17 protein-coding genes are annotated in these 24,796 nt (G+C 66.2%); 12 read left to right on the top strand and 5 right to left on the bottom strand.

Features of this window, described 5'->3' with window-relative positions:
• Positions 1 to 490: 490 nt before the first annotated feature.
• The 4 genes from V2B31_RS15435 to V2B31_RS15420 form a co-directional block, all read right to left on the bottom strand.
• Positions 491 to 2,446, bottom strand: coding sequence for a sialate O-acetylesterase (locus V2B31_RS15435; RefSeq protein WP_328280076.1), 1,956 nt, complete (start codon positions 2,444 to 2,446; stop codon positions 491 to 493).
• 79 nt (positions 2,447 to 2,525) lie between these two features.
• Entirely contained in the window at positions 2,526 to 3,596 is a 1,071-nt protein-coding gene (locus V2B31_RS15430) for an alpha/beta hydrolase (protein WP_328280074.1), read from the bottom strand.
• Between the two features lie 25 nt (positions 3,597 to 3,621).
• Complete coding sequence (locus V2B31_RS15425; RefSeq protein ID WP_328280072.1) at positions 3,622 to 4,632, bottom strand: cupin-like domain-containing protein; 1,011 nt, start codon at positions 4,630 to 4,632, stop codon at positions 3,622 to 3,624.
• Positions 4,633 to 4,635: 3 nt separating this feature from the next.
• Positions 4,636 to 5,316 (bottom strand): SapC family protein, encoded by a 681-nt coding sequence (locus V2B31_RS15420; RefSeq protein WP_328280071.1) that lies wholly within the window; start codon positions 5,314 to 5,316, stop codon positions 4,636 to 4,638.
• A gap of 266 nt (positions 5,317 to 5,582) precedes the next feature.
• Between V2B31_RS15420 and V2B31_RS15415 the strand changes: the two genes are divergently transcribed.
• From V2B31_RS15415 to V2B31_RS15395, 5 genes are all read left to right on the top strand, one after another.
• Positions 5,583 to 8,438 (top strand): TonB-dependent receptor, encoded by a 2,856-nt coding sequence (locus V2B31_RS15415; RefSeq protein ID WP_328280069.1) that lies wholly within the window; start codon positions 5,583 to 5,585, stop codon positions 8,436 to 8,438.
• Between the two features lie 63 nt (positions 8,439 to 8,501).
• Positions 8,502 to 10,040, top strand: a complete 1,539-nt coding sequence (locus tag V2B31_RS15410; protein WP_328280120.1) for a tryptophan halogenase family protein — start codon at positions 8,502 to 8,504, stop codon at positions 10,038 to 10,040.
• Positions 10,041 to 10,129: 89 nt separating this feature from the next.
• Complete coding sequence (locus tag V2B31_RS15405; protein WP_328280067.1) at positions 10,130 to 11,245, top strand: glycoside hydrolase family 43 protein; 1,116 nt, start codon at positions 10,130 to 10,132, stop codon at positions 11,243 to 11,245.
• A gap of 98 nt (positions 11,246 to 11,343) precedes the next feature.
• Complete coding sequence (locus tag V2B31_RS15400; protein WP_328280065.1) at positions 11,344 to 13,968, top strand: glycoside hydrolase family 3 C-terminal domain-containing protein; 2,625 nt, start codon at positions 11,344 to 11,346, stop codon at positions 13,966 to 13,968.
• Positions 13,969 to 13,989: 21 nt separating this feature from the next.
• Positions 13,990 to 14,928 carry an alpha/beta hydrolase gene (locus tag V2B31_RS15395; protein WP_328280063.1) on the top strand — a complete coding sequence of 313 codons (939 nt, stop codon included), beginning with the start codon at positions 13,990 to 13,992 and terminating at the stop codon, positions 14,926 to 14,928.
• Between the two features lie 34 nt (positions 14,929 to 14,962).
• Here V2B31_RS15395 and V2B31_RS15390 read toward each other — a convergent pair whose 3' ends face one another.
• Complete coding sequence (locus V2B31_RS15390) at positions 14,963 to 15,679, bottom strand: arylesterase (protein WP_328280061.1); 717 nt, start codon at positions 15,677 to 15,679, stop codon at positions 14,963 to 14,965.
• Between V2B31_RS15390 and V2B31_RS15385 the strand changes: the two genes are divergently transcribed.
• From V2B31_RS15385 to V2B31_RS15355, 7 genes are all read left to right on the top strand, one after another.
• The gene (locus V2B31_RS15385; RefSeq protein ID WP_328280059.1) at positions 15,678 to 16,379 is read left to right on the top strand and encodes an ABC transporter ATP-binding protein; all 702 of its coding nucleotides are present in this window, start codon (positions 15,678 to 15,680) and stop codon (positions 16,377 to 16,379) included. The genes V2B31_RS15390 and V2B31_RS15385 overlap by 2 nt on opposite strands.
• Positions 16,376 to 18,898, top strand: a complete 2,523-nt coding sequence (locus V2B31_RS15380; protein ID WP_328280057.1) for an ABC transporter permease — start codon at positions 16,376 to 16,378, stop codon at positions 18,896 to 18,898. The genes V2B31_RS15385 and V2B31_RS15380 overlap by 4 nt, the downstream gene beginning before the upstream one ends.
• Before the next feature lie 43 nt (positions 18,899 to 18,941).
• Positions 18,942 to 19,553 (top strand): TetR/AcrR family transcriptional regulator, encoded by a 612-nt coding sequence (locus tag V2B31_RS15375; RefSeq protein ID WP_328280055.1) that lies wholly within the window; start codon positions 18,942 to 18,944, stop codon positions 19,551 to 19,553.
• A gap of 198 nt (positions 19,554 to 19,751) precedes the next feature.
• Positions 19,752 to 20,033, top strand: coding sequence for a hypothetical protein (locus V2B31_RS15370; protein WP_328280054.1), 282 nt, complete (start codon positions 19,752 to 19,754; stop codon positions 20,031 to 20,033).
• 84 nt (positions 20,034 to 20,117) lie between these two features.
• The gene (locus V2B31_RS15365; RefSeq protein ID WP_328280052.1) at positions 20,118 to 20,258 is read left to right on the top strand and encodes a hypothetical protein; all 141 of its coding nucleotides are present in this window, start codon (positions 20,118 to 20,120) and stop codon (positions 20,256 to 20,258) included.
• Positions 20,255 to 21,526: an efflux RND transporter periplasmic adaptor subunit gene (locus V2B31_RS15360; protein WP_328280051.1), complete on the top strand. Its 1,272-nt coding sequence runs from the start codon at positions 20,255 to 20,257 to the stop codon at positions 21,524 to 21,526. Before V2B31_RS15365 ends, V2B31_RS15360 begins: the two co-directional genes overlap by 4 nt.
• Positions 21,527 to 21,610: 84 nt before the next feature.
• Positions 21,611 to 24,793 (top strand): efflux RND transporter permease subunit, encoded by a 3,183-nt coding sequence (locus tag V2B31_RS15355; protein ID WP_328280049.1) that lies wholly within the window; start codon positions 21,611 to 21,613, stop codon positions 24,791 to 24,793.
• Positions 24,794 to 24,796: the final 3 nt, after the last annotated feature.

The following is a 24,796-nucleotide window of genomic DNA, read 5'->3' as shown; positions in this document are numbered from 1 at the left end:
GCCTCGAACCCTGGACCTCGGCCTGCGCCGGGGAACAGCATGAACCCTTGCCCCCTCCGCGCCTCTGCGCCCTCTGCGCGAACAAAATCACCCACGCAGAAGGCAGTACCGCCTTATACCAACCTGTAATGATCGTGACCTACAAGACCCCTCCCCCTGAGGGCAGGGCAATCGCATATGAAAATGCCGTTCGTCCTGAGCCTGTCGAAGGACTGTTCTTGTCTTGGCGCAGGCACTCGAAACAAAGGAAAAACGGCCCTTCGACAGGCTCAGGGCGAACGGAGACTTGGCCAAATCCTTTTTCACACCAAGGGCAAATTCCATATGCGATTCCCCTCCCCCTTGAGGGGGAGGCCGGGTGGGGGTGTACCAACGACAGCGTGGACGCTCGGCTTCGCCTCGCTCCCCCTCCCTTGATTGGAGGCGCGTGACTCCAATCAACCCTTCCCGCCGGGGAGGGGAGATGAGTCAGGGTCATCACAGGTTGGAATTACCGCCCCTCGATCGGCAACTCGAACGGCCCCACCGGCAGCGGCGTGTCGTCATAGAGGTTGATGATCGGCGTATCCGCCCAGCCATGCCGCACGCGCGTCGCCGGCTTGCCGTCGCCCGGCAGAATAAGCTGGTCGCCCTCGATCCGCCCGACGACGAAACGGCAAGACCCCGCTGCCTCCCCGCACAGCTCGAAGCCGATCGCCTGCGCCGCGCTGCGCAACCGCAGCCCGCCGGTCACGCCGGTGAAGCGGATCGCCGCGCCGCCATCCGCCGTCGCGGTCGCGCGCGCCGCCTGCGGCCCTTCCTGCGGCCCGCCCTCGCCATAGGCGATGCTGCGCATCACCCGCGCCAGCCGCCGGCCGACTTCCTGCTTCTCGCCCGGATGAATGTCGAACGGGTCGCCCAGATCGATCGCCGTCGCAAGGCCCCCATGATCGTCCGCCGCCGCCGCGCGATATTGCGTGTCGCGCAGCGCCGCCCAGCCGCTTTCGCCCGGCGCGGTGACGGGCTTGCCATAGGCGGCGAGCTGCACCTGCACGAAAGCCAGGTCCGGCGATCCGAACTGCTGCCGCCACTCGGCGACCATCGCCTTCATCCGATCGGCATAGCCGGGCAGGTCCACGTCCGATTCGCCCTGATACCAGGCGACGCCTTTCAGCCCGATCGGCCCCAGCGGTGCTATCATCGCATTATAGAGGGTCGATACCCCGGTCACGTCGCTCCACGGCACGCGCGGCGCGCCCGGCGGAGACTTGGCCGCGACCGCATAGCGCCATCCGCCCGCCAGCGGCACGGCATCCCCGCTCGCGAACCGCAGCGCCATCGCCTCGACCGGCCCCAGCAGGCCGCCATTGGCATAATTATCGACCACATTGGCGATCAGCACATTGCGCCCGGCCTTCAACACGCCCGGCGGCACCGTCAGCGTCATCGGCTGCCAGGCTTTCGCGCCCATGCCGACCGGCTTGCCGTTGATCCAGACCCGGCCGACATCGTCCAGCGCGCCGAGCGACAGGGTCGCGCCCTGCTTCGTCTGCGCCGCCGTCAATGTGATCTCACGGCGGAACCAGACCATGCCATTATAGGCGGCGAGGGCGGGGACGCCCCACTCCTCCCACGGCCCGATCTTGGGCATGTCGGCCCAGTCCAGCGCGGCGTTCGGCTGCCACGGCTCCTTGCCCGGCCTGTCGCCCGTCTCCTTGCGCCACCAGCCTTCCCACTCCGCGCTCGCCGCGCGCTCGCCGTCGATCGCGTCGCGCGCATGGCGCTTCAGCAGCGCGGTGCGCGCCGAGCGGCCGACCGCCGCCTGCGCCGCCTCGCCCATCCACGGGCTGATCTGCGATCCGCCCCAGCTGCTGGCGATCGCCCCCACCGGCACGCCCGCGCTCTTGCGCAGCTCACGCGCCATATAATAGCAGACGGCCGAAAATTCAGGGACGCTCTGCGGGCTCGCCGCCTTCCAGACGGGCGGCGTGTCGAAGTCGGCGCGCGGCTCGTCCGCCACCGCCTTGGCGACGGTCATCAGCCGCAACTGGTCATCGGCCGAGCCGCGAACCTGCCCCATCGCGTCCTGCGCGTAGCGGACCTCCATCTCCATGTTGGACTGGCCCGAACAGAGAAACACGTCTCCCACCACCACATCCTTCGCCTCGACCCGGCCCGACGGCGCTTCCGCGATCAGGCTGATCGGCCCGGCGGTGGAAACCGGATCGAACCGCGCCTCGAACCGCCCGTCCGCGCCGGCCGTGGAACGTCGTGAAACAGCGTTTAATGTTACCGTCACCACTTCGCCTGGCGCCGCACGCCCGCGCACGATGACCGGATGATCGCGCTGGATCACCGCATGGTCGCCGAACATCGACCCGAACGACGGCGCCGCCGCCGCAGCTGCCGGATAGGCGGCCACCGCCCCCAGCAACAGCGCCGCGTTTTTCCCGAGTTTCGCCCGCATCAACCCTGATCTCCTGTTTGTTACCGTTATCATTCTTGCGGTTTCGAACCGCGAATCAGCTGTTCCACTCGCTGTTCGCTTATCGGCCCGAATCGAACGCCAGATGGGCGCTGAAGAAGGGCAGCAGCTTGTCCTGAAACCGCCAGGCGACCCGGTTGGTGTGGTCGCCCTCGTAGATCTCGAAGCTGTTGCCGATGCCATAGCTGTCCAGCACCTCGTGCAGCGTCTGCGCGTCCGCCTTCAGCCCGTCCTTGTCCCCGACATCGACGGCGATCGCCATGTAGCGCTTCAGATTGCCGGCATATTGATCGACAAAGGCCAGCGGCGCATTGGCCGCCCATTTCGCCAGCACATCGGCCTGCACCACCCCGTCCTTGGCCGGCAGGTCGAGGTAGAGCGGCGGGTTCTTGGGGTTGGGAGACCAGGCCGCCGCCGTCGCCAGCTGCGCCCGCAACGGGAAGGGGAGGCCAGCCGACTCGGCGGGCGACTTGAGGTCTTCCAGCCGCTTCATCCCCGCCGCATCCACCTGCGCCAGGCTCCGCGCCGACAGGCAGCAGGGGCTCATCATGTAGAGCGCGCCGAACTGATCGGGATATTTCATCCCGATCCGGCTGGTGCCATATCCGCCCATCGAATGGCCCGCCAGCCCCCGGCTCTCGCGCCGGGCGATCGTCCGGTAATGCCCGTCGATATAGGCCACCAGATCGCGGGCGATGAAGGTCTCGAAGTCCCCGGTGGTCAGCGACCGCGAATACATCGATCCGTTATGCACCGTCTTGGAATCGGGCAGCACCAGGATCATCTCCCGCGCGCCCTTGGCAAAGGCGTTCTCCACCGTCCGGGGCACATGGATCTCCCCGGTCCACTGCTCCGCCCCGATCGAATAGCCATGCAGCGCATAGACGACCGGATAGCGCCTTGTGGGGTTCGCCTTGTAGCTCGGCGGCAGCACCACCAGCACGTCGCGGTCGGCCGCCTCGCCCTCCAGATTGCCGGCGATGGAGGGCGCATGGACCTTGATCCGCTCGATGGTGACGGGCTTCGCGCCCGCAACCGCCGCTGGCCCTTCGGTGCGCATCTGCGCGACGGCCGGCGTCCCCGCTGCGGCAAGGGCGGCGATGGCGAGCGCGGCTGTGATGGTCCTGGTCATGGTCTCTCCCTGTCTTGATCGTCTCTCATGCCCCGCGCAGCATCCGCATCACCAAAGTGCGGATACGGACATAGTTGCCCTGCCCAAGCGGCCCCAGAATCCCGTGCTTCTCGGCCGGCATATGGGCGAGCGGATGGCCGTCCGGCCGGAACACATAATGGTCGAACCAGGCGCGCCACGCCGCCCGCTCCGGCTCGGGCCGCTCAGCGATGGCGATCATCGCCAGCATCATCGCGGCATAGGGCGAATCGGGACCGGCGCTGAACCCGTCCCACCAATAATTGACCAGCAGGTTGATCGGCTCCAGCGCCTCCACCTGATGCCACCAGAGCTTGGGCAGATAGAGCGCGTCCCCTGGCACAAGTTCGACCGTCATCGCCTTGTCGCGGGCGGCGGCAAAGCGCGGATAGAGTGTGTCGGCCTGCGCTGCCCCTGCCGCCAGTGAGATTGGCTGGCCCGACAGCGTGTGGTCGATCGGCCCGACATAGAGGTCGCGAATCGCCTCGGGCGGATAGAGGGTGAAGCGCCGCCGCCCTGCGGCCACGCAGGCGAGATTGTCGAACATGTCATAATGGCAGGCGACAGTGCCGGCGTTGCCGATCCAGACCCTGGGCCGCACCGTTTCCGGCAGCAGGTCGCAGCCATTCTCCTCCGCAAAACCCGGAAAATGCCGGTCGGCGGGCAGCGATCCCAGATAGCCGGTCTCCCCCGCCCCCGCCGCATTGGCCGCCATCCGCGCCAGCGCCTCGCCCACCGGCATGACCGTGCGGGCGAAGTTGAACCCGCCCGGCCCCTCACCATAATGATAGCGTCCACCAAGCGCGGCTTCGGCCGAAAAATATTCGGCCTCCTGCCCGCCATCCATCCGGGCAAGATAGTCGATCGCCCCCGCCGCCCCGGCCTGCACTACCGGCCAGCCGCCGCACAGTCCGCGCACCACGAAGGGGCGGCAAGCGACCGCCCGCTGCCGCAACCCGTCCGCGCCGCCAAGCTGCGCCGCCGCAAGCTCCTCCACAGATGCCGGACGACCCGCCACGGATCAGGCCGCTTGCGCCAGCCGTTCGTTGCGCCGTCGCGCCATCAGGGAAATATGGTGCAACGACCCCGCCATTGCATAGGCCAGCTGCAACTGCCCCGCCCGGAACAGCGCCAGCGCGGCGTCGTCATCCAGCTCCCCGATCGCGTCGAGGCTGACGGTATAAAGCCCCTCCAGCCGCAATTTCTCGCCATCGTCGAAGCTCAGCGAAACATCGATCGGTTCGACCAGCCGGTTCTTCAGCAACGCTGCAATGAACGCCTCGGTCGCGTCATTCCCCGCCATCAACCGGCCGAGCGCCGCCTGCGCCCGGCGCAGCAGCGGCGCGGGCGCGCCCTGCGCATCGAACATCGGCTCGCCATCGGACGCGAATCGGCGATGCGCCCGATCGACCGCGATCGAATCCTCGACCGCGAAAAACCCCTCCCGGTCGGCCTCCAGCGGGCGGAAGGCGGGCTGGCCGTCGGGCGAATCGACCAGCAGCTCGCCCGGCCGGAAGCCCAGCAACGCCCCCATGTAGAACGCGCCGCTCTCGGCATGTTTGGACAGCAGTACGGGGCAACTGGCCGCCGCCGCCAGCGCTTCGGCAGTCACGATCCGCACGAACGGGCTGTCGGCCACGGCGGGCGGCCGCATCCGCAATGTTGCATGTTTGCCACTATCGAGCAGTTCCAGCGCGTCCATCACCCTCTCCCTTTCATTCCGGTCCGGCCATCATCGGCCGATTTCCGATACTTTCCGCCTTTAGCACGGCTTGTTATTTACCCATACAATTTGGCTTGATCGTCGGTTTCGATAGCGCTAACATTTCTCCATAACAAAAAGAAGGCTCTTCATGGCGGTTCGAGTTCCGGGAAGCGGAACCGGCGCATGCGGGGGCTGACGATGGGCGTCGCGGCATTCGGGCCGCGATGTTCGGGCGAGACAGTGTCTTGAACAAGGGGAGGATCATGAAGACCCAATTCCACCGTACCCGCCTGTCCGGCGCAGGCCGCAAGGGCCTGGCGCTGACGGCCAGCTGCCTTGCCATGGCGGCCACCCTGCCGGCCTTCGCGCAGCAGGCCGACGTCGCCGAAGCGAGCGAAGCCGACATCATCGTCACCGGCATCCGTGGCTCGCTCCAGCGCAACCTCGACATCAAGCGCGAATCCTCGGGCGTGGTCGACGTGATCTCGGCCGAAGATATCGGCAAGTTCCCTGACTCCAACGTCGCTGCCTCGCTCCAGCGCCTGCCCGGCGTCTCGATCCAGCGCAACGGCGCCCGCGGCGAGCCGCAGGGCATCACCGTGCGCGGCTTCGGCGGCGACTTCAACGAAACGCTGGTCGATGGCCGCCGTATCTCGACCGCGACGGGCGGTCGGTCGGTGGACTTCACCACGGTCGGCGCGGACTTTGTCGGCCAGCTCGCCGTCTACAAGACCCCCGAAGTCTCATTGTCGAGCAGCTCGATCGGCGCGACCCTCAACATCTCCTACCCCAAGCCGTTCGACAAGCCGGGCACCCGCATCGCGCTCAGCGCATCGGGTTCGGTGCAGGACGAAGCGGGCAAGGTCGTTCCGACCGTTGGCGGCCTGTTCAGCACCACCTTCGCTGACGATACGATGGGCATCCTCGTCGACGCCATCTACACCCGCCGCGACACCCAGACCAACCGCGTCTACGTGTCGGGCTGGCAGGGTGGCCGCTATCGTCCTTGCCAGTTGACGGCGGCCTGTTCGGCAGCGGAACTCGCAGCGCCGGGCACCATCGTGGGCTGGTATCAGCAGCAATATGGCGCCGACCAGCGCTATACCAAGGATGAGCGCATCGACGGTCGCATCGCCTTCCAGTGGCAGCCCTCGGACGATGTTCTGCTGACGATCGACGACAATTATTCGCGGCAGAAGGTCGAAACCAAGATTGACGGCTTCGGCGTCTGGTTCAACCAGGGCGACCTGCGCAATGTCGAACTGGATGAGAATGGCACCACGGTCAATTTCATTCAGGCGGGCACCCCGACCGACTTCACCGCCGGTACCGACAAGAATATCCTGGAAACCAACCAGGTCGGCCTGAACCTGAAGTGGGACGCCATAGAAAATCTGACGTTCGACGCGGACGCCAGCTATTCCAAGAGCCGGCTCAACCCCGACGGGCATGTCAGCAGCGAAGGCGCCGATATCGGTTATGGCGGCGATCTCGGCACGGCGCTTGGCGTTCGGGTGACCGGGAACAGCAAAAACAACTTCCCCGAGTTCACAAACTACGGCCCCAATGGCGACGAGGCGCGCTGGACCGACCAGTCGATCATCGGCTCGCACGTCACCGTTCGCACCGCGCAGAAGAATAGCGACGAGATCAAGCAGTTCCGCCTGGGCGCAACCTGGAAGCAGGACGATCTGACCATCAAGGTCGGTGGGCGCTACATGGAGGACGAATTCTCGCTCCAGAACCGCAACACTTTCGCCAACAACTATTGGCAGGCGTGGGCTGGATACGGGCTTCCTTCGGGTCGTAACTCGGGTATTCCGATCCCGGCAAGCCTGATCCAGGGCACGATCAGCACCAAGAGCTGGATTCCGGGCTTCAAGGGGAACCTCCCGCCGGTATTGCTTAACTATGACGCCCGTGCCTATTCCAGCTATCTGGAAAGCCAGTGGAACGGCCCGAACACGCCCGGCTTCAACAGTGGTTGCTGCGCCAACTTCAACGGGACGATCGACCTCGCGCTCGATCCTGGCAGCGTCCAGAACATCCTGGAGAAGAGCTGGTCGGCATGGGTCAGCGTCAACTTCAAGACCAAAATCGCCGGTATGCCGTTCCACTTCAATGCGGGTGGTCGTGAAGAGATTACGAAGGTCGTTTCAACCGGTATCGGTCGCTTGCCCACTGCTCTGATCGGTAGCGCGGCAGATCCCACCTTGCTGAGTGTCGCATTCACAGATTCTCAGCCCGTGTCGACCAGCAGCAGCTATTCCTACTTCCTGCCTGCCTTGGACATGAAGCTGGAACTGACCGACAACTTCCACCTCCGCTTCGATGCTTCGCGGACACTGACCCGGCCAGCGCTCAACACGCTGACCCCTGTGCTCACTGTCGGACCCGGCCAGCGTATCGGCGCTCTGACGGCGAACGGCGGCAACCCTGGTCTCAAGCCTTACCTCGCTGAGAATTTCGACTTCGCGGCGGAGTGGTACTACCAGCGCAACTCCTATGCGGCGGTGAACTTCTTCATCAAGGATGTGTCGAACTTCATCGTTGCCGGCACGGAGCGGGATACGATCAACGGCGTGATTGATCCTACCACGGGCCAGCCGGCGGTGTTCACCATCTCGCGGCGCGTCAACGGCCCGTCCGCGACGGTCAAGGGCGTGGAGCTTGCCTGGCAGCATGTCTTCGGCGATACCGGCTTCGGCTTCAACGCCAACGCCACCTTCGTCGAAACCAACAAGCCCTATGACCGCGACGATCTGTCGCAGAGCGGCTTTGCGGTCACCGGGCTTGCCAACTCGGCTAACCTCGTCGCCTTCTATGACAAGAATGGCTATGAGTTCCGGGCGGCGGTCAACTGGCGCGACAAATATCTGCTCCAGTTCGGTCAGGCCCAGAACAACTCGGCCTTCGGCGCGGAACCGACCTTCGTCAACTCGGCGCTTCAGATCGACCTCAGCACCAATATCCGGCTGACCGATCAGATCAGCATCTTCGGCGAAGCGCTCAACATCACGAACGAGACCTACAGCACCCATGGCCGGTTCTCGAACCAGCTGCTGGACGTCTATGGCTATGGCCGCCGCTTCACGGCGGGCGTTCGCTTCCGCATGTAACCTGTCTCGCCCTGGAGGGGATGTCGGTTGACATCCCCTCCCTTTTCCATGGTATTTTCCTTCATGGTCACCCCGGTCCGCAACATCGTCATCGTCGGCGGCGGGACCGCCGGATGGCTGACCGCAGGCATCATCGCCGCCCGGCACAAGGGCCGCGCCGACTTCACCGTCACCCTGGTCGAATCGCCCAACACCCCGATCATCGGCGTGGGCGAAGGCACCTGGCCCACTTTGCGGACCACATTGTCGCGCATGGGCGTCTCCGAAACCGACTTCTTCCGCGAATGCGACGCCGCCTTCAAGCAGGGCGCGCGCTTCGCCCGCTGGACCACCGGCGCGGCCGACGACGGCTATTACCACCCGCTGATGCTGCCGCAGAATTTCGGGCAGGTGAACCTCGCCCCGCACTGGCTGGCCGACGACGGCGGCGAAAGCTTCTGCGACAGCGTCTGCGCGCAGGGCCGCATCTGCGACGAGGGGCTGGCGCCCAAGACGATCGCGACGGCCGAATATGACGCGCTCGCCAACTACGCCTATCATCTCGACGCCGGCAAATTCGCGCCCTTCCTTCAGCGCCATTGCACCGAGAAGCTCGGCGTGCGCCATGTGCTCGCCGATGTCGAACAGGTGCTGATGCGCGACAATGGCGACATACGCGCCATCAGCACCACCCAGGCCGGCGAGATTGAAGGCGATCTGTTCGTCGATTGCACCGGCTTCAAGGCGCTGCTGATCGGCGAAGCGATGGGCGTGCCGTTCAGGGACTGCAACGACGTCCTCTTCTGCGACACCGCGCTCGCGATGCAGGTGCCCTATGAGCGGCCCGACAGTCCGATGGCGTCGCACACCATCTCGACCGCGCAGAGCGCCGGCTGGATTTGGGACATCGGCATCCAGACCCGGCGCGGCATCGGCCATGTCTATTCCAGCAATCACATTTCCGACGAAGAAGCGGAACGCGAACTGCGCGCCTATATCGGCCCGGCCGCCGATGGGCTGAGTGCGCGCAAGATCAAGATTCGCTCCGGCCATCGCGAAACCTTCTGGAAGGGCAATTGCGTCGCCGTGGGCCTCGCCGCCGGCTTCCTGGAGCCGCTGGAGGCGTCCGCGATCGTCCTCATCGAATTGTCGGCCAAGATCATCGCCGAGCAGATGCCCGCCTGCCGCGAGGTGATGGACATCATCGCCTCGCGCTTCAACGCGACGACGCAGTATCGCTGGGGCCGGATCATCGATTTCCTGAAGCTCCATTATGTGCTGACCCAGCGCACCGACAGCGATTTCTGGCGCGACAATGTGCGGGCCGAGAGCATCCCGGAGCGACTTCAGGAACTGTTGCTGCTCTGGCGCTACCAGTCGCCCTGGTTCCATGACGAGTTCGACCGAGTGGAGGAGGTGTTCCCCTCCGCCAGCTATCAATATGTGCTCTACGGCATGGGCTTCCGCACCGAGGTCGATCCGGCGTCGCTCGGCCGCGACGGCCGCGTCGCGGAACGAACCCGGCGGGAAAATGCCGCGCTGACGCAGAAGCTCTGCGCCGGCCTGCCGCGCCATCGCGACCTCATCGACAAGATCGTGGCGCACGGGCTCCAGCCCGTCTGAACCCGGTTTGCGGACGGCGACAGGGGTTGATCGGCATTGTGCGGAAGATATGATAGCGCTATCAAAGGCGCAGCGAGGAGAGGAACAGCATGAAGAAGCATATTATCCTGAGCAGCCTGGCGGTGGCGGCGCTGACATCGGCCTGCCAGCAGGCGGACACGACCAACAACAGCGCCAATGCCGCTGCCGAGCCCGGGCGGCGCGATGCGTCCGAATATCTCTCCCAGCCGCTGGTCAAGGATATCTACACCGCCGATCCTTCCGCCCATGTCTGGGACGGCAAGATCTACGTCTATCCCAGCCACGATATCGACGGCCCGACGCCAGAGGACGATCTGGGCGCGCATTTCGAGATGCGCGACTATCGCGTGCTGCGCATGGACAAGATCGGCGGCCCGGTCACGGTCGGCCCGGTCGCTCTGGACGTGAAGGACGTGCCCTGGGCCGACAAGCAGATGTGGGCGCCCGACGCCGCGAAGAAGGGCGACACTTACTATCTCTACTTCCCCGCCAAGGACAAGCAAGGCGCGTTCCGCATCGGCGTCGCCACCTCCAAAGACCCGATGGGTCCGTTCAAGCCCCAGCCGCAGCCGATCAAGGGCAGCTTCTCGATCGATCCCGCCGTCTTCACCGACACGGACGGGCAGAGCTACATGTATTTCGGCGGCATCTGGGGCGGCCAGCTTCAGCGCAACCTCAATGGCACATATGATCCCAACGGGTCGAAGACCGACCTGGGGCAGGACGACAAGCCCGCCATCGCCCCGCGCGTCGCGAAGATGAGTGGTGACATGCTAGAATTCGCCGAAACCCCGCGCGAAATCCAGATCATCGATGACAAGGGCAAGCCGCTGCTGGGCGGCGACCATGACCGCCGCTTCTTCGAGGCGTCATGGATGCACAAGTACAAAGGCAAATATTATTTCAGCTACTCGACCGGCGACACCCATTATCTGGTCTATGGCATAGGTGACAGCCCCTATGGCCCCTTCACCTACAAGGGCCGTATCCTGGAGCCGGTGGAAGGCTGGACCACCCATCACTCGATTGTCGAATGGGGCGGTAAATGGTGGCTCTTCTACGCCGACAGCCAGCTGTCCGGCCAGACCCGCCTGCGCAACGTCAAGGTGACCGAACTGAAATATAACCCGGACGGCACGATCCAGACGATCAATCCGTTCTTGAAGAAAGGCGCTGCTGACTGAGCGCGCCCGGGCGCGGGGGAAGTGCCCTCCCCCGCGCCCATTCATAACGACAAGGCCATGCCGGACGGCGGCGCGCCATCCTGACCGGGGAGACAGACATGAAGACCGCCACCCTCCTGCGCGCGGCCGCCGCCGCCCTTTGCCTTTCCGTTGCCCCGATCGCCCTCGCGCAACCCGCCGATGTCTGGAGCGAAGCGGACGGCAAGGCCCGCGCCATCGTGAACCAGCTGACGCTGGACGAGAAGGTCGAGCAGCTTCTCAACACCGCGCCCGCGATTCCCCGCCTCAACATCCCGGCCTACAACTGGTGGACCGAATCGCTCCACGGCGCGATCGGCGCGGTGCCGACCACCAATTTCCCCGAACCCATCGGCCTTGCCGCCACCTTCGACCAGCCGCTCATCAAGCAGGTCGCCGCCGCGATCAGCACCGAAGTGCAGGCGCTGCACACGCTCGGCCGGCAGACCGGGCATCTCGGCCGCATCGGCACCGGGCTCGACACCTGGTCGCCCAACATCAACATCTTCCGCGATCCGCGCTGGGGCCGGGGGCAGGAAACCTACGGCGAGGATCCCTTTCTAACGGCCCAGATCGGCGTCGCCTTCATTCAGGGGATGCAGGGGGACAATCCCGACCTGCCCAACGTCGTCGCCACGCCCAAACATTATGCCGTCCATTCCGGCCCGGAGCCGAGCCGCCACACCGACAATATCTTCGCCAGCAAGCGCGATCTGGAGGACACCTACCTCCCCGCCTTCCGCGCCGCGATCGTGGAGGGCAAAGCGGGCTCCATCATGTGCGCCTATAACCGCGTCGATGGCGAGCCCGCCTGCGGCAGCCCCATGCTGCTGACCGACTATCTGCGCGACGCCTGGGGCTTCAAGGGCTATGTCGTGTCCGACTGCGACGCCGTGGTCGATATCTACGATCATCACAAATATGCGCCCGACGCCGCCACCGGCGTCGCCGTCGCGCTGCGGCGCGGGGTGGACAGCGAGTGCAACAACGCCACGCTCGGCGGCAAGCAGGGCCTTGGCGATCGCTACAAGGACGCGCTGGCGAAAAACCATATCAGCATCGAGGATATCGACACCGCGCTCGTCCGCCTCTTCTCCGCGCGGCTGCGCAACGGCGATCTGCCCGGTCTCTCGTCGCGCAAGCCCAACGCCACGCCGGTCAAGGCCATCGGCACGGCCCAGCATCAAGCCCTCGCCCTCGAAACCGCCGAAAAAAGCCTCGTGCTCCTCAAGAATGACGGCATCCTGCCGCTGAAGCCCGGCACCAGAATCGCGCTCGCCGGCCCGCTCGCCGACGCCACCCGCGTGCTGCGCGGCAATTACAGCTCGGCCAAGAGCGCGCCGCCCATCTCCGTCGCGGACGGCCTCAAAGCGGCGATGCCCGGCGCCGCGGTCACGCTGATCCCGTTCAGCCCGTCCATCACCGATGGCGATCTCGTCCCCGGCACCGCGCTGCGCACGCCCGATGGCAAGCCCGGCATCCGCGCCGAATATTATAACGCCACCGCCAAGGACCAGTATGAGGTCAAGCCCGTCCTCGTCCGCACGGAAGAAAGCATCGTTTCCCGCGCGGCCGAGTTCAAGCAGGTGGCGAACGAGCATAAGGTCATCTGGACCGGTTCTCTGATCGCACCCGAAACCGGCCTCTACCGCTTCGCGCTGACCGGCGTGAGGGGGGAGGTGTCGCTGAACGGCAAGCCGGTCGTATCGGCCACCGACTATAGCCGCTGGGCCGAACCGCTGAAGCTCGTCGACGTGCCCATGACCAAGGGCCAGCGCTACGCCGTCCGCCTCCAGGGGCAAAGCGGCATCCCCGCCGCGCCCGCCATCTTCTGGAAGCGGATCACCGACAATCTCGACCGCGATCTCGCTGCCGGCACGAAGGAGGCCGACGTGATCGTCGCGGTTGTCGGCCTCACTTCCGACCTGGAGGGCGAGGAAATGCCGGTCAAGGTCGAAGGCTTCTCGGGCGGCGACAAGACCACGCTCGACCTGCCCGCCGACCAGCGCGCCTTTCTGGAAAAGGCGAAGGCCACCGGCAAGCCGCTGATCGTCGTCGCGATGAACGGCAGCGCCATCGACCTCTCTTGGGCCAAGGACAACGCCTCGGCCATATTGGAGGCCTGGTATCCCGGCCAGTCCGGCGGCCTTGCGGTGGGCAATGTCCTTTCGGGCAAGACCGATCCGGGCGGCCGCCTGCCGCTGACCTTCTACAAGAGCGTCGCGGACCTGCCGCCCTTCACCGAATATGGCATGAACGGCCGCACTTACCGCTATTTCAAGGGCACGCCGGTCTACCGTTTCGGCGACGGGCTCAGCTATACGCGCTTCACTTATGCCGCGCCGGCGATCGAACCGGTGGGCGGCGCAGTGGAGAACGGCATCACCGTCCGCACCCGCATCACCAACAGCGGCGCGCGGGCGGGCGACGACGTGGCCCAGCTCTACATCACCCCGCCCGGCTTCGAAGGCGCGCCCCGGATCGCCCTGCGCGGCTTCCAGCGCGTGTCATTGAAGCCCGGCGAGAGCCGCGACATCGCCTTCACCCTCTCGCCCCGCGACTTGAGCTTCGTCACTATGGCGGGCGAGCGCGCGCTCATTCCCGGCGACTATGCGCTCAGCGTCGGCAGCGGCCAGCCCGGGGGCGAGGTGGATACGCAGCAGGTCCGTTACAGCATCACCAAGCGCGTTTCCCTGCCCAAATAACGAACATCGGAGGAGGATTATATGACGCCATTCACGTCCCTGACCCGCCGCGTCGCCCTGAGCCTCGCCGCCTGCGCGCTTGTCGCGCCTGCCTGGGCTAGCGCGCAGGAAGACAAGATGACCCCGATCGCGATCCCGGCGCAGCCCGGCGCGATCGAGCTTGGCACCGGGTCGCTCCCCGGCGCGACCGCGAAGGAAAGCTGGCACCGCCAATATGGCAGCAATTTCGCCCGCAACGTCACCGTAGCGACGCTCACCCCCTTCCTGCCCGATCCGGCCAAGGCGTCGGGCGCGGCGATCATCGTCGCGCCGGGCGGCGGCTTCCGCACGCTCTCGATGGACAATGAAGGCTATGACGTGGCCAAGGCGCTGGCCGCGCGCGGCATCGCCGCCTTCGTCATCAAATATCGCCTGAACCAGACGCCGGCCGACATGGCCGGCTTTGAAAGGTCGATGGCGGAAATGTTCGCCGGCGCTGCGCGCAATCCACTCCCCGCAGCCAACCGCGCCGCGATGAACCTCGCGCCGCAGCTAGAGGACGCCAAGGCCGCTTTCCGCCTGGTCCGCAGCCGCGCCGCGCAATGGCATGTCGATCCCGACCGGGTCGGCATGATCGGCTTTTCCGCCGGCGCGATGCTGACCATGGCCACCGCCCTGTCCACCGATGCGAAGCCCGCCTTTGTCGGCAATGTCTACGGCCCGCTTGGGACGATGACGGTGCCCGCCGACGCCCCGCCGATGTTCGCGGCGATCGCGGCGGACGATCCGCTATTTGGCGGACGCGACTTCAAGCTGATCGACGACTGGCGCGCCGCCAAGCGCCCGGTCGAGTTCCACCTCTATGAGCAGGGCGGCCACGGTTTCGGCATGTATCCCAAGAAGACGACCAGCACCGGCTGGTTCGAGGCGTTCGCCGCCTGGCTGAAGATGCACGGCTATATGGACAAGAAGGCGCAGTGATGCGGCGGCGGGGCGGCCTGCAAAGGCCGCCCCGCTACGTCTCCTGCCTCAAAGCATCTGCCACCAACGGCGCGAGCTTGCCCACGATCACCGTCACGCCCTTGTCGTTGGGATGGATGCCGTCGGGCAGCAGCAGGTTTCGCTGGCCGATCACCCCGTCCAGCATGAACGGGTAGAGTCCCGCCCCATATTTCCGCGCCAGTTCCGGGTAGATGGGGTTGAACGCCGCTGCATAATCCGGTCCCATATTGGCGGAAGCCAGCATCCCGGTCAGCACCACCTTGATGCCGCGCTTCTGCGTCTCGGCCAGGATCGCGTCCAGATTGGCGCGTGTTTCCATGGGGCTGAGGCCGCGCAGCATGTCATTGCCGCCAAGCCCCAGCAGCATCAGATCGGGCTTGCGCGGCAACCCGTCGAGCGTGAAGGCGAGCCGCGCCAGCCCTGCCGCGCTCGTATCCCCCGATACGCCGGCATTGACGACCCGCGCCTTGATGCCGCGAGCGCCGAGCGCCCGCTCCAGTACGGGGGCAAGCCCCTTGCCTTGGTCCAGATTATAGCCGGCATAGAGGCTGTCGCCGAACGCCACTACAAGCCGCTCGTCTGCCGCCGGCGTCGCTGCCGTGTCGGGCTGCTCGCCCCTGGTCGCAGGGGGCGGCGGCGGCGCGCCGTCCGAACAAGCGGCCAGATGGACAAACAGCGCCAGCGCCCCATATTGCATCAACCTGCCTGCCAAGGAGCGCTCCTTCTTCATGCTTTCCGACACAGTCGATGCCCCTATCGCCGTTGACGCGGCGAATGTCACCCTGATGCTTGGAACACGCGATGCGCCGGTGTCGATCCTGAAGGGCGTCGATCTTGCCATCCCCCTGGGGCAGAGCCTCGCCATATTGGGGCCGTCCGGGTCGGGCAAAAGCTCCTTGATGGCGGTGCTGTCGGGGCTTGAGCGGGCAACTGGCGGCAGCGTGCGGGTAGGCGGCGTCGATTTCACGACGCTGGACGAAGACGGGCTCGCCCGCGCCCGTCGCGGCCGGATCGGCATCATCTTGCAGGCCTTCCACCTGCTGCCCACCATGACCGCGCTGGAAAATGTCGCCGTGCCGCTGGAGCTTGCCGGCCATGCCGACGCCTTCGCTATGGCGGCGGAGGAACTGCGCGCGGTGGGCCTCGGCCACCGCATCGACCATTATCCCGCCCAGCTTTCGGGCGGCGAGCAGCAGCGCGTCGCGATCGCGCGGGCGGTGGTGGGCCGGCCGACCCTGCTGTTCGCGGACGAGCCGACCGGAAATCTCGACGCGGCGACCGGTGCGGCGATCATGGACCTGCTGTTCGACCGGCAGGCGGCAGCGGCGGCCACGCTGGTCATCATCACCCACGACCCTGTGCTCGCCCGCCGCTGCCAGCGCATCATCGAAATGCAGGACGGGCGCATCGTCGCGGATCGGGCCGCATGAGCGGGCTTGGTTGGCGCGCCAGCTGGCGCATCGCGCGGCGCGACCTGCATCTGGGCTTTCGCGGGTTGCGGCTGCTGTTCCTCTGCCTGTTCCTGGGCGTCGCCACGCTGGCGGCGATCGGCAGCCTGACCGCCGCCATCACCCAGGAACTGCGCGACCGGGGCCGGGTCATATTGGGCGGCGATGTCGAGATCGGCATGACCCAGCGCGAGGCGAGCCTTGGCGACAAGGAAGCCTTCCGCCAACTCGGCATCCTGAGCGAGACGATCCGCCTGCGCGCCATGGCGCAGCGTGTAGGGGGAGGCACAGACTCAGTCCCGCCGGCGATCCTCACTGAATTGAAGGGCGTGGATGCTGCCTATCCCCTCTATGGCGCGGTGACGCTGCGAAGCGGGAACTATCAGCCGCTTGCGGCCGACCGGATACTGATCGGAGAGGCGCTCGCGGAGAGGCTCGCTCTGCGTCCCGGCGACCAGCTGCGCTATGGCGGCGCGCTCTTCACCATTCAGGCGGTCATCGCACAGGAGCCCGATCGCCTGGGTGAGGGCTTCACCCTGGGGCCGGTCGCGATCGTGTCGCTCGACGGGCTGCGGCGCACCGGCCTCATCCAGCCGGGGAGCCTCTACAGCAGCAAATATCGCATCCGCCTGGAGCCCCGCTATGATCCCGCGACGGTCGTCAAGGATTGGGAAAAGGCGCGCGCCGGCGAGGGCTGGACCTTCAAGGAGCGCGATCGCGCCGCGCCGGGCGCCAACCGCTTCATCGAACGCATGGGCCAGTTTCTCTCGCTGATCGGCCTTGCCGCGCTGGTGATCGCCGGGATCGGCGTCAGCAACGGCGTCGCTTCCTATCTCGCCGGCAAGCGCGGCGGGATTGCGACGCTCAAGGTGCTGGGCGCGACATCGGCCGATATCGCGCGCATCTATCGGCTTCAGATCGGCGCGGTCGCGCTGCTGGGCATCGGCGCGGGGCTGATCGTCGGGGCGGCGTTGCCGCCGCTGATCGTGGCGCTGGCCGGTGACGTCCTGCCCGTCAGCCCCGGCTTCCGCCTTCACCCCCTGCCGCTCGCCACCAGCGCCGGCTATGGCTTGTTGATCGCCTTCCTGTTCACCTTCCCGCCGCTCGGGCGGGCGCGCACACAGCCGGCCGCCGCCATCTTCCGCAGCGCGATCGAAGGAGGGGCGCGGATCGACCGGCGCGGTGTTGCGGCGATGACGTTGGCCGCCGCGTTGCTCATAGGGCTGGCGCTCGTCAGCGCGCGCGATCCACTGTTCGCCGCGTCCGTGCTCGGCGCGGTCGGGCTTGTTCTCCTGCTGCTTCTTGCGCTCGGTCTGGCCGTCAGCCGCATCGCGCGTCGCCTGCCCCGACCGCGCCGGCCGTTGCTGCGGCTCGCGCTCGCCAATCTGCACCGCCCCGGCGCACAGACCGCAGCCCTGATCGTCGCGTTGGGGTTAGCGCTTACTCTTTTCGTCACGCTCGCCGGCATCCAGACCAGCCTCGACAGCGAAATCCGCAACGTCGTGCCAAAGAAAGCGCCGGCGCAGATCGTGCTCGATATTCCCGCCCCGCAAAAGGCGCGCTTCGAGCGCCTTGTCCGCGCAGAGGCGCCCGAAGCGCAACTCAATATCGTGCCCGTGCTGCGCGGCACGATCACCGCCTATGGCCGGCAGCGCGTCGCCGATCTCGCCGAACTGCCAGAAGGCGCATGGTTCCTGCGCGGCGAGCGTGGCGTCACCTACAGCGCGGTCCTGCCCGAAGGCAGCGAATTGGTGGCCGGGCGCTGGTGGCCGAAGGACTATCGCGGCCCGCCGCTCGTTTCCCTCGATGCCGAAGCGGCCAAGACGCTCGGCATCGGTGTCGGCGGCACGCTGACCATTTCGATCCTGGGTCGTGAGATCGAGGCGCGGATCGCGTCGCTTCGGAAGGTCAATTGGGACACGATGGGGTTCAATTATATCCTCGTCTTCCCGCCCGCGACGCTGCAATCCGCGCCGCACAGCCTGGCCTCGACCATCACCATGGACGCAGGCCACGACGCTGCCGTCACCCGTGCGCTGCTCGCCGCTTTCCCCGGCGTGTCGGTGATCGCGGTGGGCGAAGTGATCGACCAGATCGGCACGATCCTGACGCAAATGGCGCGCGCGATCCTGGTCGCGGCGTCGGTGGCGATTCTAGCCGGCATTGCCGTGCTGGTGGGTGCGATCGCCGCTTCGCGCCAGGCACGCAGCTATGACAGCGTGATATTGAAGACGCTGGGTGCGACGCGCGGGCAGTTGCTGCTGGGCCAGGCGCTGGAATATGGGCTGCTCGCTACGGTTTTGGCGGGCGTGGCGCTGGGATTGGGCAGCCTTGCCGCCTGGGTCGTCATCGTCCAGATTTTCGATTTCCGGTGGGCGCCCGACTGGGCGATCGTGCTGGCGACGCTGGGCGGCGGCGCACTGCTGACGCTCGGCATCGGTCTTGCCGGGTCGCTGCCGCTGCTCTCGGTGCGGCCGGCGCGGGCGCTGCGGCAGATGTGAGCAACTGGACAAGGCAGGACGGGCCACCTATATACCGACCGGTATGAAAAGCGCAGCGGAACAGGTCACACGCGGACGGCCACGGGAGTTCGATCCCGAGGAAGCGCTGTCTGCCGCCCTCCAGGTCTTCTGGGAAAAGGGCTATGAAGGCGCGTCGCTCGCCGAGCTGACGGACGCCATGGGCATCACCAAGCCCAGCCTCTATGCCTGTTTCGGAAACAAGGAATCCCTGTTTCACAAGGCGCTCGATCTCTACGAGCGCGACAAGCTCTGCTATATGCGCTCGGCCCTGGACGCGCCCACGGCGCGGGGCGTGGCCGAACGGCTGCTGCGCGGCACGCTCGATATTCAAACCGCCGGCAACGACCCGCGCGCTTGCCTGGGCGTCATCAGCATGGTCGCCTGCACGACCCAGGCCGAGTCGATCAAGGCCGACGTGCTGAGCCGTCAGGCGTCGTCGCACCAGGCGCTGATCGAGCGTTTCGCGCGTGCCAAAGCCGAAGGCGACCTCCCTGCCTCGGTCGAGCCGATGGCGCTCGCGCGCTATCTGTCCGCCGTGATGCAGGGCATGGGCGTACAGGCCAGCGGCGGCGCGACGCGGGCGCAGTTGGAACAGCTCGTCGAAACCACGCTCGCCATGTGGCCGAGCGCCTGACGTCATTGGCCGTTCAGAAAAATTACCGATCGGTACAGAAAGCGGTTGACGAGTCGCTGCACTGCATTATATACCGATGAGTATGAAATCCGGTTGAGGCGCTGCCTCGAAGGAGGCCAAATGCAGATTATTCTTTGTATCTGATGGTTTGACGGCCGTTCGCGCGGCTGACTGACCCCACTTCATCATCATCCCGCCATGCCGATCGCGCGCCGATTGGATGATGGCGCTCGTCCATCCGCTTCTTCCGCGATCGCCCGGCGGCTTTCGCGATCGAAGCGGCGCGTGACCCAAGGGGAATGGATCATGGCCTATATCGATTTTGCCCAGCCGCTGCCCGCGGCCGGGGATGGCATCAGCTTGCCCGCCGTCGCGGCGCGCATCAAGGCGCTGGCGACGGGCTTTTCGGCCGAAGAGTGGCAGATCGTGTCGCTTGCGCGCACCGATGGCTTGTCCTCGCTGCGCGATCCCGGTGCCTAGACCCGGCTCAAAACGCTGCTGTTCGGCCCGCAGCCGCATTTCCATCTCGCAAGCGAGCGGCTGGAAGCGCTGCGCCGCCTCGCAGTGGAAGCCTGGCATAACGGCTTTGCCGTCCGCCTCTCTGCCATCACCCGCTTCCGCAAGGCCGGTTTCAGCGACGGGCAGCTCGAACTGCTGCTGTCTGCGATCAGCGCCGCGCGCCACAATAAAGGGACTTACGCATGAACATGATCGTGAAGATCGATGCCGATACGCCGGCGAGCGCGGCTCAGCCTAAAAACGCGCGATGGCGGCGGCAGCCGTTGATCTGGGGGGCGCTGGCGCTCGTCGTGGCGGGCGGAATGGCATGGAAATTCATCGGCCAGCCCGAAGCCCAGGCGTCCGCCGCGCCCATGGTGACGGTCGCGGTGGCAGCGCCCCTGGTGCGGCCGGTGGTTCAGTGGGACGATTATGTCGGCCGCTTCGCCCCCAGCCAGACAGTGGAGGTGCGGCCGCGCGTCTCCGGCCCGGTCACCGCCATCCACTTCCGCGATGGCGACATCGTCCGCAAGGGGCAGCTGCTCTTCACCCTCGACCAGCGCCCCTTCCTCGCCGCCCTTGCAGAAGCGCGCGCCAATGTCGCCAGCGCCCGCAGCGCACTGTCCCTTGCCCAGTCCGACTATGCCCGTGTCCAGCGGCTGACCGGCGACGAGGCCGTCTCGGCGAGCGAGATCGACACGCTGCGCGCCCGGCTCCAGGCGGCGCAGGCGGCGCTCGCCGCCGCCGACGCCCGCGCCCGCCAGCGCGCGCTCGATGTCGAATTCACGCAGGTCAGGGCACCCATCTCGGGTCGGGTGTCGGACCGCCGCGTCGACATCGGCAATCTCGTCTCGGGCGCGGAGGGCAGCGGCGCGAGCCTGCTGACCACCATCAATGCGCTCGATCCCATCTACTTCACCTTCGATGCGTCCGAAGCGCTGTTCCTGAAAAGCCAGCGCGACAAGGCGGGCGACGGCGGCGCGATCGAAATCCGCCTTCAGGACGAGGCTGGTTATCGCTGGAAGGGCAAGCTCGATTTTACCGACAATGGCCTCGATCCGCGTTCGGGCACGATCCGGGGCCGGGCTGTGCTGTCCAACCCGGACCTGTTCCTTACTCCCGGCCTGTTCGGCAATATGCGCCTGTCCAACGGGGGCAAGGTGAACGCGCTGCTGGTCCCGGACGAAGCGATCCAGTCCGATCAGGCGCGCAAGACCGTGCTGGTGGTTGGTCGGGACGATGTGGTCGCCGCCAAGCCGGTGCAGCTTGGCCCTGTTGTGGACGGGCTGCGGATCATCCGGTCGGGCCTGTCGCCGCAAGATCGCGTGATCGTTGGCAACCTCCAGGCGGCAATGCCGGGGTCCAAGGTGGCGACGCGCGCCGCCCCGGTCAAACCCCAGGCGGCCGCTTCTGCCGCGATCTCCGCTACAGACGCAGGTGCCCCGGCGGCATCGCAAGCGACCTTCGCCCGCTAACGCTCTTCAAAGCACAACCGCGCCTCCCTCCCGGCCCGTCCGGGGGGCAGGGCCGCGCTTTGCCTATCGCACAGGACAGTTCCGATGCGCTTCTCCCGCTTCTTCATCGACCGGCCGATCTTCGCTGCCGTGATCGCGGTGGTCATCGCCGTGGTCGGCGCGCTCGCCTTCATCGGGCTGCCGGTCAGCCAATATCCCGACATCGTGCCGCCGACCGTCACCGTTTCGGCGCAGTATCCCGGCGCTTCGGCCGAGACGGTGGCGTCCACCGTCGCCGCGCCGATCGAGCAGGAAATCAACGGCGTCGACGATATGCTCTACCAGAGCAGCCAGTCCACCGGCGACGGCAAGGTGACGATCACCGTAACCTTCAGGATCGGCACCGACCTCGACGCCGCGCAGGTGCTGGTGCAGAACCGCGTCGCCGTCGCCGTGCCCCGCCTGCCCGAGGAAGTGCAGCGGCTCGGCGTCGTCACCCGCAAGACGACGCCCGACTTCCTGATGGTCGTGAACCTCCAGTCGCCCGACGGCACGTTCGACCGCGATTACCTGTCCAACTATGCGCTGACGCAGGTACGCGACCGGCTCGCCCGGCTGGACGGCGTGGGCGACGTGCAACTGTTCGGATCGCGCGACTATGCGATGCGTGTCTGGATCGACCCCGGCCGCGCCGCCGCGCTCGATCTGACGGCCGGCGAAATCGTATCGGCGTTGCGCGCGCAGAATGTGCAGGTCTCGTCGGGCTCGATCGGCCAGCCGCCCTATGACCGGGGCGAGGCTTTCCAGCTCGGCGTCGAGATGCAGGGTCGGCTGACCACGCCCGAGCAGTTTGGCGAGGTCGTGATCCGCTCCGATGCGGACGGCCGCCAGGTGCGCGTGCGCGACGTCGCGCGCGTGGAGCTTGGCGCGCAGGATTATGGCGTCAACACCTATCTCTCGAACAAACCCACCGTCGTCATTGCTGTGATGCAGCGCCCCGGCTCCAACGCGCTCGACGCGGCGGAGAAGGTGAAGGCGGAAATGGACGCCCTGTCGCAGCGCTTCCCCAAGGGGCTCGAATATAGCGTCATCTACAATCCCACCGAATTTATCAGCCAGTCGATCGACGCGGTCTATCGGACGCTGTTCGAGGCTGTTCTGCTTGTCGTTCTCGTGATCCTGGTTTTCCTCCAGAACTGGCGCGCGGCGATCATCCCGATCATCGCTATCCCAGTGTCGCTGATCGGCACCGCGACCATCCTTGCCGGCCTTGGCTATTCGCTCAACAACCTGTCGCTGTTCGGGCTGGTGCTGGCGATCGGTATCGTCGTGGACGACGCGATCGTGGTGGTCGAGAATGTCGAGCGCAATATCGCCCAGGGGATGAGCCCGCTGGAAGCCGCGCGCACCTCGATGGACGAAGTGTCGGCGGCGCTGGTGGCGATCGTGCTTGTGCTGTGCGCGGTGTTCGTGCCGACGCTGTTCATCACCGGCATTTCGGGCGCTTTCTACCAGCAGTTCGCCGTCACCATCTCGACCGCCACGATCATCTCGCTGATCCTGTCGCTGACGCTGTCGCCCGCCGCTGCTGCGCTGCTGCTGCACGCCAAGCATGGTGCGCGCGACCGCAGCGGCGATCCGCTCTGGCGGCAGAAGATGGGCGTGGCGGTCGACGCCTTCAACAATGGCTTCGACCGGATGAGCGCGGGCTATGGGCGGCTCACCCGCTGGCTGGTCGCGCGGCCCAAGAAGATGCTGATGACCTATGCTGGCCTGATCGTCGCCACCGGCGCACTGTTCTGGGTCACCCCCGCCGGCTTCATTCCGTCGCAGGATCAGGGCTATTTCCTGGCCGTGGTCCAGCTTCCCTCCGGCGCGTCGCTCGAACGCACCGACAAGGTGACGCGCGAGGTGGCGGAGAAGATCCTGCCGATCAAGGGGCTGCGCGGCGCGGTGATGTTCGCCGGTTTCCATGGCCCCTCGCAGACGCAGGCGCCCAATTCGGCGGCCATCTATTTCCCCTTCAAGACCTTCGCCGAGCGTGAGGAGGAGGGCGCCACCTATGCCGGCATCATGGCGGAGGCCAACAAGGCGGTCGCCGGCTATGACAAGGCGCGCATCCTGCTCGTGCCGCCGCCCGTCATCCAGGGCATCGGTTCGGCCGGCGGCTATCGCCTGATGCTGGAGGACCGGCAGGACCGCGGCTATGCGGAATTGAACCGCGTCGCCAACGACTTCATCGGCAAGGCGAACCAGACCCCCGGCCTCGCTATGGTCTACACCTTGTTCGACGTTAGCACGCCGCGCATCTACGCCGATGTCGACCGGGCGAAAGCCGACCTGATCGGCGTGCCGCCGCAGCGCGTGTTCGAAGCGATGCAGGTCTATCTCGGCTCCGCCTTCGTCAACGACTTCAACCTGCTCGGCCGCACCTATCGCGTCACCGCGCAGGCGGACGCCGAGCATCGCGGCAGCGTCGCGGACATCGCCAATCTCAAGACCCGGTCCAACAGCGGGGGCATGGTGCCGATCGGTTCGGTATCGACCTTCCGCGACAAGACCGGCCCCTATCGCGTGGTCCGCTACAATCTGATGCCAGCGGTCGAAATCGACGGCGACACCGCGCCGGGCTATTCGTCCGGCCAGTCGCTGACGACCATCGAGAAGATGAGCGCTGCTCTGCCCGAAGGCTATGCGGGCGAATGGACGGGGATCGCCTATCAGCAGAAGAGCGCGGGCAACACCGCCGGCATCGTCTTCGCCATGGCCGTGTTCTTCGTCTTCCTGGTGCTGGCGGCGCAATATGAAAGCCTGACGCTGCCGCTGTCGATCATCCTGATCGTGCCGATGTGCCTGTTCGCGGCGATGCTGGGGATCAACCTGCGGGGCATGGACAATAATATCCTGACGCAGATCGGCCTCGTCGTGCTGATCGCGTTGGCGGCGAAGAACGCGATCCTGGTGGTCGAATTCGCCAAGCAGGCGGAGGAGGAACAAGGTCTTTCGCCAGTGGAGGCGGCGGTCCAGGCGGCGCAGACCCGCCTGCGCCCGATCCTGATGACCAGCTTCGCCTTCATCCTGGGGGCGGTGCCGCTGGTGATCGCGGAAGGGGCCGGCGCGGAGCTGCGGCAGGCGCTGGGCACGGCCGTCTTCTTCGGCATGGCTGGCGTCACTGCCTTCGGCCTGCTCTTCACCCCCACCTTCTATGTCGTGTGCCGCGCACTGGGCGATCGCTTCGCCCGCCGCCGGCCCGGTCAAGCCGACGCTGCGTTGCAGCCGGCCGAATGAGGA

This window comes from Sphingobium sp. (assembly GCF_036170395.1).
GTDB lineage: Bacteria > Pseudomonadota > Alphaproteobacteria > Sphingomonadales > Sphingomonadaceae > Sphingobium.
The sequence above is the reverse complement of the archived record's forward strand: the minus strand, read 5'-3'. Positions and strand labels throughout refer to the sequence as shown.